12 protein-coding genes are annotated in these 12,443 nt (G+C 71.4%); 3 read left to right on the plus strand and 9 right to left on the minus strand.

The annotated features are described in order from the left end of the window. Nucleotides 1-124: 124 nt before the first annotated feature. From ACZ60X_RS03970 to ACZ60X_RS03985, 4 genes are all read right to left on the minus strand, one after another. Nucleotides 125-1,870: an LCP family protein gene (locus ACZ60X_RS03970; RefSeq protein ID WP_469592923.1), complete on the minus strand. Its 1,746-nt coding sequence runs from the start codon at nucleotides 1,868-1,870 to the stop codon at nucleotides 125-127. A 16-nt stretch (nucleotides 1,871-1,886) separates the two neighbouring features. Continuing rightward, a complete protein-coding gene (nadD, locus tag ACZ60X_RS03975) occupies nucleotides 1,887-2,582 on the minus strand; it encodes a nicotinate-nucleotide adenylyltransferase (protein WP_469592925.1) in 696 nt (231 codons plus the stop codon). A gap of 57 nt (nucleotides 2,583-2,639) precedes the next feature. Continuing rightward, the gene (locus tag ACZ60X_RS03980; protein WP_469592927.1) at nucleotides 2,640-2,795 is read right to left on the minus strand and encodes a hypothetical protein; all 156 of its coding nucleotides are present in this window, start codon (nucleotides 2,793-2,795) and stop codon (nucleotides 2,640-2,642) included. Between the two features lie 120 nt (nucleotides 2,796-2,915). Beyond that, nucleotides 2,916-3,080, minus strand: a complete 165-nt coding sequence (locus ACZ60X_RS03985; RefSeq protein WP_469592930.1) for a hypothetical protein — start codon at nucleotides 3,078-3,080, stop codon at nucleotides 2,916-2,918. 102 nt (nucleotides 3,081-3,182) lie between these two features. Between ACZ60X_RS03985 and ACZ60X_RS03990 the strand changes: the two genes are divergently transcribed. Further along, a complete protein-coding gene (locus ACZ60X_RS03990) occupies nucleotides 3,183-4,262 on the plus strand; it encodes a M48 family metallopeptidase (RefSeq protein ID WP_469592932.1) in 1,080 nt (359 codons plus the stop codon). 88 nt (nucleotides 4,263-4,350) lie between these two features. Here ACZ60X_RS03990 and ACZ60X_RS03995 read toward each other — a convergent pair whose 3' ends face one another. The 5 genes from ACZ60X_RS03995 to proB form a co-directional block, all read right to left on the minus strand. Then, on the minus strand, nucleotides 4,351-5,421 hold the full coding sequence (locus tag ACZ60X_RS03995; RefSeq protein WP_469592934.1) for an SCO2583 family membrane protein: 1,071 nt from the start codon (nucleotides 5,419-5,421) through the stop codon (nucleotides 4,351-4,353). Nucleotides 5,422-5,511: 90 nt separating this feature from the next. Then, nucleotides 5,512-6,084, minus strand: a complete 573-nt coding sequence (locus tag ACZ60X_RS04000; protein WP_469592936.1) for an SCO2584 family spore wall biosynthesis protein — start codon at nucleotides 6,082-6,084, stop codon at nucleotides 5,512-5,514. 132 nt (nucleotides 6,085-6,216) lie between these two features. Next, a complete protein-coding gene (locus tag ACZ60X_RS04005; RefSeq protein ID WP_469592938.1) occupies nucleotides 6,217-7,503 on the minus strand; it encodes a glutamate-5-semialdehyde dehydrogenase in 1,287 nt (428 codons plus the stop codon). A gap of 74 nt (nucleotides 7,504-7,577) precedes the next feature. Further along, a complete protein-coding gene (locus ACZ60X_RS04010) occupies nucleotides 7,578-8,003 on the minus strand; it encodes a hypothetical protein (protein ID WP_469592940.1) in 426 nt (141 codons plus the stop codon). Nucleotides 8,004-8,167: 164 nt separating this feature from the next. Then, nucleotides 8,168-9,295, minus strand: a complete 1,128-nt coding sequence (proB, locus tag ACZ60X_RS04015; protein ID WP_469592942.1) for a glutamate 5-kinase — start codon at nucleotides 9,293-9,295, stop codon at nucleotides 8,168-8,170. 507 nt (nucleotides 9,296-9,802) lie between these two features. Here proB and ACZ60X_RS04020 point away from each other — a divergent pair. Both ACZ60X_RS04020 and ACZ60X_RS04025 read left to right on the plus strand, forming a co-directional pair. Next, nucleotides 9,803-12,106, plus strand: coding sequence for a bifunctional glycosyltransferase/CDP-glycerol:glycerophosphate glycerophosphotransferase (locus tag ACZ60X_RS04020; protein WP_469592944.1), 2,304 nt, complete (start codon nucleotides 9,803-9,805; stop codon nucleotides 12,104-12,106). A 50-nt stretch (nucleotides 12,107-12,156) separates the two neighbouring features. Next, on the plus strand, nucleotides 12,157-12,443 hold a 287-nt coding region (locus ACZ60X_RS04025; protein ID WP_469592947.1), incomplete at its 3' end, for a sugar phosphate nucleotidyltransferase.

A 12,443-nucleotide genomic window follows, 5' to 3' on the forward strand; every position in this document is an offset into this window, starting at 1 on the left:
CGGCTTTCGGTCGGCGGACTTTTGCCCTCAAGGGTCTCACGGACCGCCCGGGGCACCCCACGTGATTAAACGATCGCGCGGGGTGCCCCGGCCGCCGCCGGAAGCGGACGGTCGGGAGGCGCGGTCAGGAGGCGGACGGCTTGTAGTCCTGGCCGAGTACGACCGAGACGTCGGCGCCCGAGGAGACCGCGCCCCTGGCAACGGAGCCGCTCGGCAGCCCGAGGGTCTTGGCGACCTCGACGGCCTTCTGCTTGGCGGCGGCGTCCGAGTAGAGCACCTTCGAGGCGGCCTGGGTGCCGGCGGCGCTGCCGCCCTCCAGGAAGGTGAAGCCGCCGTTGAGGAGCACCACGCGGGCCTTCTCCGTGTCGTCCTTCACACCGGTGGCGTTCTGCACGGAGACCCGGACCGCGGAGCCGGCGGCGGGGCTCTTCGCCGTACCGCCGAGGATGTCCTTCACCACGCTGTCGCTGGTCTGCGCGCTCAGCGTGCCGTCGGGCTGTACCGGCAGCAGGGCCGTCTTGTAGGCGCCGCTCTTGGCGAGGTCGGCGAGCTTGGCGAGGAAGGTGCCGAGGTCCTTGTCGGTGAGCGGCGGGTCGAGGATCTGCGCCAGGGTCTGCACCGTGGTGATCGCCGACGACGGGTCGGACGACAGCTTGCGCAGCACGCCCTGCAGGACCTGCCCGAACCGCTCCAGCTGGGCGTTCTCGTTCTCGCCGGGGGCCCGGTAGGTGGCGTAGGCGACGGCCATCTTGCCGCTGAGGGTCTGGTCGGCGCCCTTGTGGACGAGCGGTTCGGCGCTCTTCTTCCTGACGTCCGGGTCGGGCACGTCGGCGTTGGTGCCGATGTCGATGTTGCCGACCAGGTCGACGAGGTTCTGCAGGTAGGGGGTGTCGAGGCGCCAGGTGCCCTGGATGTTTGTGCCGAGGACGGTGTCGAGCTGGTCGCGGGTGCCGGAGGAGCCGTCGTCGTCCACCGACTTGGCGAGGGTCGTGGTGGAGCCGTCGTCACCGCTCAGGGCGAGGTTGTTGGGCAGCAGCACGGTGCTGCCCTGCTTGGTGGTGGTGTTGTCGACCAGGAGCACCGTGGAGGTGCCGCCCTTGCCGGTGTTGTGCAGGTGGACGACGATCACGTCGCGCTTCTGGGCGGCGACGGGGGTGCCGGCGCCGGGCTTGGCGGCCGACGACGACAGGCCGGGCAGCTTCCCGGCGTACCAGAGGTAGCCGACACCGCCGGCGGCGACGAGGGCGAGGACGACGGCGAGCGCGATGATCCGGCTGCGGGCGCGGCGGCGGGCCTCCTCGCGCCGCTCGGTGCGGTTCTCGGTGAACTTCAGCCAGTCGATGACGTCCTCGGAGTCGCCGTCGGGCTCCTCCACGAACGCGAACTGCTCGGTGTGGTAGTCCCGTTCGCCCTCGCCCGCGGACTCCGCGTGCCGCTCCGGCGCGTCCCCCTGCTCCTGCGCCGGGCCGGGCTGGTGCGGGATGTGCGCCGTCTGCCCGGCGGCCCGGGGCTGCTGCCCGCTGGTCGCGGCCTGCCCGTAGGGGTCGTGGCCGGCCGCGGGCTGGGTGCCGGTGCCCGTCGCCGTCCCGTAGGGGTCGTACGGGGCCTGGGCGGCGTAGGGGTCGTACGCCTGCTGCGCTCCGGAGTCGTAGGAGGGCACCGGCGGCTGCTGGCCGGTCGCGTACGGGTCGTAGCCGTAGCCCTGCTGCTGGGCGTACGGCTCGTAGGGCGCCTGGTGTGTCTGCCGCACCTGGTGCGTCTGCTGTGCCGGGATCTGCTGGTAGACGGGCCGGCCGTACTCGTCGTAGCCGACGATCTCGTACGGGCCGGCGCCGTAGCCCGCGTCACCCGTGTCGTATCGGTCGTTCACCGGTGCCCCTCTCGGCTCACTCGCCGCGGTACAGCTCGCGCTTGTCGATGTAGCGCACGACTCCGTCCGGCACCATGTACCAGATGGGGTCTCCCTTGGCGACTCTCGCACGGCAGTCCGTGGAGGAGATGGCGAGCGCGGGCACCTCGACCAGCGAGACGCCGCCCTCGGGCAGGCCGGGGTCCGTCAGGTGGTGGCCGGGGCGCGTGACGCCGACGAAGTGCGCGAGGGAGAACAGTTCCTCGCTGTCGCGCCAGGTCAGCAGCTGGGCGAGCGCGTCGGCGCCGGTGATGAAGAACAGATCGGTGTCGGGGTTGAGGGCCCTGAGGTCGCGCAGGGTGTCCACGGTGTAGGTGGGACCGCCGCGGTCGAGGTCGATGCGGCTGACGGAGAACTGGGGGTTCTCGGCGGTCGCGATGACCGTCATCAGGTAGCGGTCCTCGGCCGGGGAGACCGTGCGGTGGGACTTCTGCCACGGCTGGCCGGTGGGCACGAACACCACTTCGTCCAGCTGGAACTGCGCGGCGACCTCGCTGGCCGCCACGAGGTGCCCGTGGTGGATCGGGTCAAACGTTCCGCCCATGACGCCGAGGCGGCGCTTGCCCGTGTGCGCGGGGCCGCCGAACGGCCGGTACCGCGGGTGCTGCGCCGTGTCGTCGGCGCTCTCGCGACGCTCGTGCGCCGGACCGGTAGGCATGTCCTGCTCTCCCATGCGTGCAGACCCTACCGGCCCGGCCTCGGACGTCCCGCCGGGGACGCCGGTCCCGGCTCAGCGGTCGCGGTTGAAGCGGGTGGTGATCCACAGCAGGAGCAGCAGGATGACGAAGGCGCCGCCGCCGGTGATCGCGGGGTTGAGACTGTCGTGGTGGCCGCCCTCGGCTTCGGCGAGGGTGACCATCTGGGCTGCGGCGCTGTGAAGGCTCATCTTCGGCAGGACCTAACGCGTGTGGGCGGGATAAAGATGTCGGCTCATCGTATGCGGGCGGCCCGGCGGCGATCACGCCGACTCCGCCGTCGGGGCCCGGCGGGGAACTTTCGCGGCCGGTCAGTCGTCCTTGCGCTTGTAGCCGCTCAGCAGGAACCAGGCGGTCAACGCACAGCCCAGCATCATCACGACGATGACGACACGGAGCAGGTTCCCGCTCCCGTGCTGCTGGGCCGCGCTCGTGGCGGCCTCGGTCAGCCAGGCGGCTGCGGGGTGGTGATCCATCGGCGGACTCCTTCGGCTGTACTGCCCGTCCACGGTATCTCCGCCTAGGCTGGGTCCTGCCTCGGGGGCACAGTGGGCACTCACACGCGCATGGGGGAAGACATGTCCGACGATGGCCGCCAGACGGGGCAGGAGCGGGTGCCGAGCAGGCAGCGCAGGCGCTTCCCGGGGATCTCCTCGCGTGCCTATGAACATCCGGCCGACCGTTCGGCCCTGGTCGCGCTGCGCAAGCTGAGCGGATTCGACACGGTCTTCAAGGCGCTCAGCGGGCTGCTGCCCGAGCGGAGCCTGCGGCTGCTGTTCCTGTCCGACTCGGTGCGCGTCTGCGAGCGGCAGTTCCCGCATCTGCACGACATGCTGCTGGACGCCTGCCACATCCTGGACCTCGAGAAGGTCCCGCCGATGTACGTCAACCAGGACCCGCAGCCGAACGCGATGTGCATCGGCCTCGACGAGCCGATCATCGTGGTCACCACGGGGCTCGTGGAGCTGCTCGACGAGGAGGAGATGCGCGCCGTCGTCGGCCACGAGGTGGGCCACGCCCTGTCCGGCCACTCGGTGTACCGCACGGTCCTGCTGTTCCTGACGAGTCTCGCGCTGAAGGTCGCCTGGATCCCGCTGGGCAACGTCGCGATCATGGCGATCGTCACGGCCCTGCGCGAGTGGTTCCGCAAGTCCGAGCTGTCCGCGGACCGCGCGGGCCTGCTGGTGGGGCAGGACGTACAGGCCTCGATGCGCGGCCTGATGAAGATCGCGGGCGGCAACCACCTGCACGAGATGAACGTGGACGCCTTCCTGGAGCAGGCCGAGGAGTACGACTCGGGGGGCGATCTGCGGGACTCGGTGCTGAAGATCCTGAACGTCCTTCCCCGTTCGCACCCGTTCACCACCGTGCGGGCGGCCGAGCTGAAGAAGTGGTCCGAGTCCCGGGACTTCCAGCGGCTCATGGACGGCCACTACGCGCGCCGCGAGGAGGACAAGGACACCTCGGTCAGCGACTCCTTCCGCGAGTCGGCCTCCGCCTACGCGAGCGACGTCAAGAGCTCCAAGGACCCGCTGATGAAGCTGGTCTCGGACCTCGCGGGCGGCGCGGGCGACCTGGGCGGCAGGGTGCGGCGCGGCTTCGACGGCTTCCGCGGCGGCCCGCCTCCGGCGCAGGAGGGGCCGCGGGACGGGGAGTAGTCCTGCCCCCGGGCGCGCCTGCTCCTCCCCGCTTCCTTCCCGCCGCCACGGCGCTCGGCCGCGACGGCGGGCTCGGCAGCTCTGCCCCCTACACCTTCGGCTGCGCCCCGGCGGCGAGCGTCCCGCACAGCGCCGCCGGGCTGTCCGTCGCGAAGGGGTCGGTGCCCGCGGGGCCCCCGCTGCCGGCCGTCTGCCCGGCCAGCAGCGGCCGCAGGTACGCCGTGGAGTCCGCGGCGCAGGCGAGCGGGCCCGCCTGGACGTACGCCGTGAGCAGCTGGACCTGATGGGTGCGCAGGTCGTCGCGGGTGAAGCTGAAGGTCAGCTGACGGCGGACGGTGAACAGCGAGACGGGGGCGCCGGCCGGGGCGCCGGTGGGCCGCAGGGCGTAGACGAGGGTGTGGTCGGCGGTGACCTCCAGTGTGTCCGCGTCGGTCTCGACGGCCTGGAGGTCGCCCTCGACGCGGATCCGGTCGTCTGCGAGCTGGGCGTGGGAGGGGTCGAGGCGGACCACCCAGCCGGTGGCGGCGTGCCGGCCGTCGGCCGCCGGGTGGGCGAAGCTCTGGTCGAACTGGTCGAGTTGGTCGGCGTCGAGCAGGGCCCGCGCGGGGCCGGTCTGCCGGCCGGTGAGCACCTCGGGGTAGAGCGCGGAGCGGACGATGTAGTCCTTGGCGGTGGTGAGCGCGGTCACGATCTGGCTGTCGGAGAAGTGGGCGGTGCCGCGCGCGGCCGGCAGCGGTATCCCCTCGGCGCCGACGTCGAAGTGGGCGGCGGGGCTGTGCGCGTAGAGGCTCTCGGCGTCGGCGCCGGCGGGCACCGTGGCCGTCGGGGCGAGCGGGATCACCGTCATCCGCAGGGGTGCGACGGGGACACGGGCCTGTGGGGAGCCGTAGGTGTGGCGCACGCTCATGTAGACCGCGGCGCCGAGCGCGACGACGACCAGCACGACGAAGGCCAGCAACTGCCGGGCCGCTCCGCGGCGCAGGGGCGGCCGGCGGCGTACGGCGGGCGCGTGGTCGGCCATCCGCTCCTCGGCGGAGTACTCCTGGAGGCGGGCAGCGCGGACGAACGACTCGTCGAACACGACGGATCGGTACTCGTCCTCGCCACCCACGGGGCCGCCCTCGGGTGTCCCCTCCGGTGGGTCTCCTGGCCCGCCCATACTTTCAGAGTAGGTCTCACGGGCCTCAGGTAAACGCCCTGGTACACGACAACTTCTGACGGGCGTTCACCCCGGCGGCAGCGGTGGCGTTCAGGGGGTGCGCGGGACGGCCGAGGCGACCGGCTGGCCGGTGTCGGCGGAGACGGAGGGCGCGGCGGCGCTGCCCTGTTCCACGCCGGTCGAGGCGGGGGCGGGCACCCGGTCGCGGGAGCCGGAGGAGCCGCCGCGGTAGACGGCGGCGAAGGCGAGCGCGACCATGCCTATGCCCATCACGACGGCGAGCACCCAGGCCACGGGGCGGTGCCAGCGGACCTGTCTGCCGTGGCCGCCGAAGGGGCTGTCGGCGTCGTCGAGGACGTAGGTGTCGTCCAGTTCGCCGCCGTCCGGATCGTGGCCGGGACCGGTCCCGTCGGGGCCGTAGGGGTCGTCGTAGCGCTCGGCGCGGGCGCGGGCGCGGCGGGCTTCCGCCTCGGAGGCCTCCGCCCGGGCCTGCGCGGCGGCCAGGAGGCGTTCCACGGCGGTCGGCTCATGGACGGTGGCGGCCTGCACGAAGGCCTCGTCGAAGACCACGGAGGCGAACTCTTCGTCCGACACCCCGCGGTCGTGGTCGTCGTCGGGCTCCCAGCCGTCAGGGAACGGCGTGCCCCCCACGTCCTCCGGCACGCGTCCAGAGTAGACCTGGGGGGGGTCAATTTGGGCAGACCGTAGGGAAATTCATCCACCTGATGAGACGGTTTCCGGCCGTTTCCCACGGGCCGGAAGGTGCGTCCGTCCGGGTGATTCCCGGAGGTGGGCTCAGGGGCGGACGTGCCCGTCGCCGGTGACGATGTACTTCGTGCTGGTCAGCTCCGGCAGGCCCATCGGGCCGCGGGCGTGCAGCTTCTGGGTGGAGATGCCGATCTCGGCGCCGAAGCCGAACTGGCCGCCGTCGGTGAACCGGGTCGAGGCGTTCACGGCGACGGTGGTGGAGTCGACCAGCTGGGTGAAGCGGCGGGCGGCCTGCTGCGAGGTGGTGACGATCGCCTCGGTGTGGCCGGAGGTCCACAGCCGGATGTGCTCGACGGCCTTGTCCAGGGAGTCCACGACGGCGGCGGCGATGTCGTACGACAGGTACTCGGTCTCCCAGTCCTCGGGCACGGCCTCCACGACCGTCGCCTTGGAGTCCTCGGCGTAGGCCATGACCCGCTCGTCGGCGTGGACGGTCACGCCGGCCTCGGCGAGGGCGTCGAGGGCGCGCGGCAGGAACTCGTCGGCGATGTCCTGGTGGACCAGGAGGGTCTCGGCGGCGTTGCACACGCTGACCCGCTGGGCCTTGGAGTTGATCAGGATGTCGAGGGCCATGTCGATGTCGGCCGCCGCGTCGACGTAGACGTGGCAGTTGCCGGTGCCGGTCTCGATGACGGGGACGGTGGACTCGCTGACCACCGTCTGGATCAGGGAGGCGCCGCCGCGCGGGATGAGGACGTCGACCAGCCCGCGGGCGCGCATCAGCTCGCGCACGGAGTCGCGGCTCTCGCCGGGCACGAGCTGCACGGCGTCGGCGGGCAGCCCGGCGCCGCCGACGGCGTCGCGGATGACGCGGACGAGGGCGGTGTTCGACTCGTAGGCGGAGGCGGAACCGCGCAGCAGGACGGCGTTGCCGGACTTCAGGCACAGCGCGGCGGCGTCGACGGTGACGTTCGGGCGGGCCTCGTAGATGATGCCGACGACACCGAGCGGGACGCGGACCTGGCGCAGGTCGATGCCGTTGGGCAGGGTGGAGCCGCGGACGACCTCGCCGACCGGGTCGGGCAGCTTCGCGACGTCACGGACGTCGGAGGCGATGGCGCGGACCCGCTCGGGGGTGAGGGTGAGCCGGTCGACGATGGCCTCGCTGGTGCCGTTCTCGCGCGCCTTGGCCACGTCCTTGGCGTTGGCCGCCACGATCTCGGCCGTACGGACCTCCAGGGCGTCGGCGATGGCGAGCAGCGCGTCGTCCTTCACGGCGCGCGGCAGCGGCGCGAGGTCGGCGGCGGCGGCCTTGGCCCGGTAGGCGGCCTGGGTGACCGGGGACATCGAGTCGTACGGCGAGAGCGTGGTCATGAGGGAAGGGTAGTGCGCGGCGCGGAGTCGTTCCGCGCACGTTCCACACCGCGAGATGAAAGCCCCGTACGGGCTCAGAAGGGGTGGACACCGACCGGTGTCGCCGGCTGCGGGCCGTAGCCCTCGGCGATGCGGTGGTGGTAGGTCTCGCGGTCGATGACCTCCAGGCCGACGATCTCCCACGCGGGCAGTCCGGCGCTCTGCCGGTGCTCGCCCCACAGGCGCAGGGCGACGGCGGCCGCGTCGTGCAGGTCGCGGGCCTCCTCCCAGTACCGGATCTCGGCGTGGTCGGTGGCGTATCTGCTGGTCAGCAGGAAGGGGTGGTCGTGGGCCAGCTGTTCCAGGGCCCGGCGCAGGTCGGACAGGGGGACGTTCTCCCCGGAGACGCTGAGGGTGACGTGCCAGAGCCGGGGCAGGTCTTCCGGCTCCTGGTAGGCGTCCCCGGCCGCGACGCTCGTCAGGGCACCGCGGGACGTCGCCCCAGGGCGCACTCGTCTCACGACGGCCTCCTTCTCGGCTCGCTCGGCCCCTTGACGGAACGGGTTCGTCGAACACGTCCCAGACTCAAAGTTGAGCAGGCCGCAGCGCTCCGCGTGGTGGTTTTACGGAACGTCCCCCACCGGGGCGTTCCGTGTGCCTCGCTGTGCGAGCGGTTTTGCGCGTGTCAGGAGTGCAGGAGCACCAGGTCGTCCCTGTGTACGACCTCGCGTTCGTACGCGGGGCCCAGGTCGCGGGCCAGTTCCCGGGTCGACCGGCCGATCAGCCGGGGGATCTCCTTGGCGTCGAAGTTGACGAGTCCGCGGGCCACGGCGCGGCCGGCCGGGTCGCGCAGTTCGACGGGGTCGCCGGCGCTGAACTCGCCCTCCACGGAGGCGATTCCGGCGGGCAGCAGTGACTTGCGGCCCTTGACGACGGCCTCGACGGCGCCGTCGTCGAGGGTGAGCGCGCCCTGCGGGGTGGAGGCGTGCTGGAGCCACAGCAGCCGGTCGGCGGAGCGCTTGCCGGTGGGGTGGAAGTAGGTGCCGGTGTCGCCGCCCCCCAGCGCCTCGGCGGCGTGCACGGCGCTGGTCAGGACGACGGGGATGCCGGCGGCGGCCGCGATCCGGGCGGCCTCGACCTTGGTGACCATGCCGCCGGTGCCGACGCCGGCCTTGCCGGCGCTGCCGATGTCGACGCCCGCGAGGTCCCCGGGGCCCCGCACCTCCGCGATCCGCGACGTGCCCGGCTTGCCGGGGTCGCCGTCGTAGACGCCGTCGACGTCGGAGAGCAGGACGAGCAGGTCGGCGTGGACGAGGTGGGCGACGAGGGCGGCGAGGCGGTCGTTGTCGCCGAAGCGGATCTCGTCGGTGGCGACGGTGTCGTTCTCGTTGACGATCGGGAAGGCGCCCATGGCGAGCAGCTTGTCGAGGGTGCGGGAGGCGTTGCGGTGGTGGGCGCGGCGGCTCATGTCGTCGGACGTGAGCAGGACCTGGCCGACGCGGACGCCGTAGCGGGCGAAGGAGGCGGTGTAGCGGGCGACGAGGAGGCCCTGGCCGACACTGGCGGCGGCCTGCTGCCGGGCGAGGTCCTTGGGCCGGCGGCGCAGGCCGAGCGGCGCCAGTCCGGCCGCGATGGCACCGGAGGAGACGAGGACGACCTCCCGCTCGCCCCCGCTGCGGCTCTTGGCCAGGACGTCCACGAGCGCGTCCACGCGGTCGGCGTCGAGGCCGCCGACCGCGGTGGTCAGCGACGAGGAGCCCACCTTGACGACGATCCTGCGGGCCCTGGCGACCTGGTGCCTTGCCGCTGACACGTGCTTCCCTCCGACCTCGCGTCCACGTCCCGTCGGGCGTGACGGTTGCAATCTACGCGAAGACACCCGGCCGGCGCCGGGCGGTCCGGGTCGCGGACGGGAGTCCCGGCGGGCGACGGGCGACGAGCCGGCGCTCGCTGCGGCGCGTGCGATTCGGAAGCACCCGCTCCCTCGCACCCGGCAGGCCGATTTCCGGACACATTAATGAGCGGACGGAAATCCAGGGGACAACCCCATTGAGCGGAGAATGTCCAATTTATCCATCAAGGATGGTAAAGAGTGGATCTTCTTCTTTTCTTACCCACAAGGACCTCGGGAGCGGGAGTGAACCCCACCGCACCCCGCCTGACCAGTGGCGTACGGACCCCAGTAAGAACGGCCCAGGAGTCACGTTAGGGTAGGATTAAACCAACCTTAACCTTGCACTCCTTGTGCCTCTCGCCACCCGCGCCGCAAGCCAGCAGCGGGGCGCGGGTGAGTCTGATCGACAGTCCAGGAGCCCCGAGCATGCCCCTCGCGAATGGAAGCGCTTCGCCCAAAATAAGCGTGGTCGTCCCTGTTTATAAGGTGCAGGGCTATCTGCGCGCATGCTTGGATTCCATACTCGGCCAGTCCTTCACGGACTTCGAGATCGTCGCCGTCGACGACCACTCCCCCGACTCCTGCGGACGCATACTCGACGAGTACGCCGCCCGCGACGGCCGCGTCGTACCGGTGCACTTCGAGGAGAACCGGGGCATCGGAAAGGCCCGCGACGCCGGTGCGCTCAAGGCGCGCGGCGAGTACATCCTCTTCCTGGACAGCGACGACACCCTCGCCGACGGCGCCCTGCAGGCGATAGCCGACCGCCTCCAGGTCACGGGCGACCCCGACATCCTCCTGCTGAACCACGTCCGCACGTACTGGAACAACCGCGTGCAGGCGAGCGCGGCCGGCGAGATGCTCGCCGCGGCCGGCGCGGACGTCTTCACGGCACTGGAGCGGCCCGAGTACCTCACCATGTTCGCCGTGGTGTGGAACCGCGCCTACCGCCGTGCGTTCTACGTCGACGAGCACAACTTCACCTTCACCGACGGCATCTACGAAGACGCGCTCATGGTCTACAAGACCATGCTGACCGCGCGGCGCATCGCCGCCACGGACCACGTCTGCGTCGAGTACCGCCAGCGCCGCCAGGGCAACTCCATGCGCACGCCCGGCCGCAAGCACTTCGGCATCTTCGAGCAGTACGCCCGGCTCTTCGAGTTCCTCGACGAGCGCCCCCACCTGGAGCCCGTGCGGGCCCTGCTGTTCGAGCGCGCCGCCAGCCACTATCTGTTCACGCTGGCCCGTGAGGACCGCATCGTCCCCAAGGACCGCGCGGAGTTCTTCAAACTGGCGGCCGCCGGCTACAAGCGCTTCAAGCCCAAGGGCTTCGCGCTGCCGGAGGGCTCGCAGGGCACCCGGTTCCAGCTGCTGGAACGCGGCTCCTACACGGCGTACGCGGCGGTGGTGGCCGCGGGCAACACCCGCCGCCAGGTGATCAAGCGGGCCGCCAAGGTCAGGACCAGGCTCGGCAAGACCGCCTACAACCGGCTGTACCAGCTGCACCTGCGCCGCCCCGTCGACGAGAACCTCGCGGTCTACGCGGCCTACTGGAACCGCGGCGTCGCCTGCAACCCGGGCGCCGTCTACGAGAAGGCCAAGGAGCTGGCCCCGAACGTCCACGGCGTCTGGGTCGTGCGGCGCGACGCGGTGGACACCGTCCCCGCCGGCGTCGACTACGTGGTGGCCAACTCGCCGCGCTACTGGGAGGTCATGGCCCGGGCCAAGTACCTCGTCAACAACGTCAACTTCCCGAACGACATCGTCAAGCGGCCCGAGCAGGTCTTCCTGCAGACCCATCACGGCACCCCGCTGAAGCAGATGGGCATCGACCAGCAGCGGTTCCCGGCGGCGGCCAAGAACATGAGCTTCGCCAAGATGCTGGAGCGCGCCGACAAGTGGGACCTCAGCCTCACCTCCAACCAGCACTCCACGGAGATCTGGGAGCGGGTCTACCCCTGCGCGTTCGAGGCCGTCGAGTACGGCTACCCGCGCAACGACGTCTACTTCCGGGCCACGGCCGACGACGTCGCACGGCTCCGCCGTGACCTCGGCATCGAGGAGGGCAAGACCGCCATCCTCTACTGCCCGACGGTCCGCGACTACCAGAAGGGCTACGTGCCCCGCATCGACCTGGAGCGCTTCTGCAGCGAGCTGGGGCCCGACCACGTCGTCCTGGTGCGCACCCACTACTTCTACGGCGCCGACCCGCGGCTCGCGGCCCTGCAGGAGCGCGGGCTGATCAAGGACGTGTCGAGGTACCCGGTGGTGGAGGACCTCTGCCTGGCCGCCGACGCGCTGATCACCGACTACTCGTCCATCATGTTCGACTACGCGTGCCTCGACCGCCCGATCGTCACCTACGCGGACGACTGGGAGGTCTACCGCAAGGCCCGCGGTGTCTACTTCGACGTCCTCTCCGGCAAGCCCGGCGAGACCCCCGGCGCGACCGCCACCTCGGAGGACGAGCTGATCTCGGTCTTCCGTTCCGGCGCCTGGAACGGCGCGGAGGCCGCCGAGCGGCGTGCCGCGTTCCGCGAGCGGTTCGTGCAGTTCGACGACGGCAACGCGGCGGAGCGCGTGGTGCGCCGCCTGTTCCTCGGGCAGGAGCCCACGCCGGCGGTGGTGCCGCTGGACGAGCGGACCCCGGCTCCCGCGCCGGGTGCCATCGCCATGGCGCACATCCCGCGGCAGCCGACCGGCGAACGCGGCCTCATCGGCGCCTGACGCGCGGACCGCCGGCGCCCGACGTGCAGAAGGACAAGGACGAGCACCCCATGGCTTCCCGCCCCACCATATCCAAGGCTGTCATTCCCGCGGCGGGTCTTGGCACCCGGTTCCTGCCGGCCACCAAGGCCACTCCCAAGGAGATGCTGCCGGTCGTCGACAAGCCCGCGATCCAGTACGTGGTCGAGGAGGCCGTGTCGGCGGGGCTGGACGACGTCCTCATGGTCACCGGGCGCAACAAGCGCCCCCTGGAGGACCACTTCGACCGCAACTACGAGCTGGAGTCGGCCCTGGAGAAGAAGGGCGACGGCGAACGGCTCGCCAAGGTGCGGGAGTC

It is taken from the genome of Streptomyces sp. NPDC104106 (assembly GCF_055584345.1).

Excerpts from the sequence above, each read along its gene's own strand:
- ACZ60X_RS04005 (WP_469592938.1), bottom strand. The coding sequence starts at position 7,503 with ATGACCACGCTCTCGCCGTACGACTCGATGTCCCCGGTCACCCAGGCC.
- ACZ60X_RS03995 (WP_469592934.1), bottom strand. The coding sequence starts at position 5,421 with ATGGGCGGGCCAGGAGACCCACCGGAGGGGACACCCGAGGGCGGCCCC.
- ACZ60X_RS03990 (WP_469592932.1), top strand. The coding sequence starts at position 3,183 with ATGTCCGACGATGGCCGCCAGACGGGGCAGGAGCGGGTGCCGAGCAGG.
- ACZ60X_RS03980 (WP_469592927.1), bottom strand. The coding sequence starts at position 2,795 with ATGAGCCTTCACAGCGCCGCAGCCCAGATGGTCACCCTCGCCGAAGCC.
- ACZ60X_RS03985 (WP_469592930.1), bottom strand. The coding sequence starts at position 3,080 with ATGGATCACCACCCCGCAGCCGCCTGGCTGACCGAGGCCGCCACGAGC.
- nadD (WP_469592925.1), bottom strand. The coding sequence starts at position 2,582 with ATGGGAGAGCAGGACATGCCTACCGGTCCGGCGCACGAGCGTCGCGAG.
- ACZ60X_RS04020 (WP_469592944.1), top strand. The coding sequence starts at position 9,803 with ATGCCCCTCGCGAATGGAAGCGCTTCGCCCAAAATAAGCGTGGTCGTC.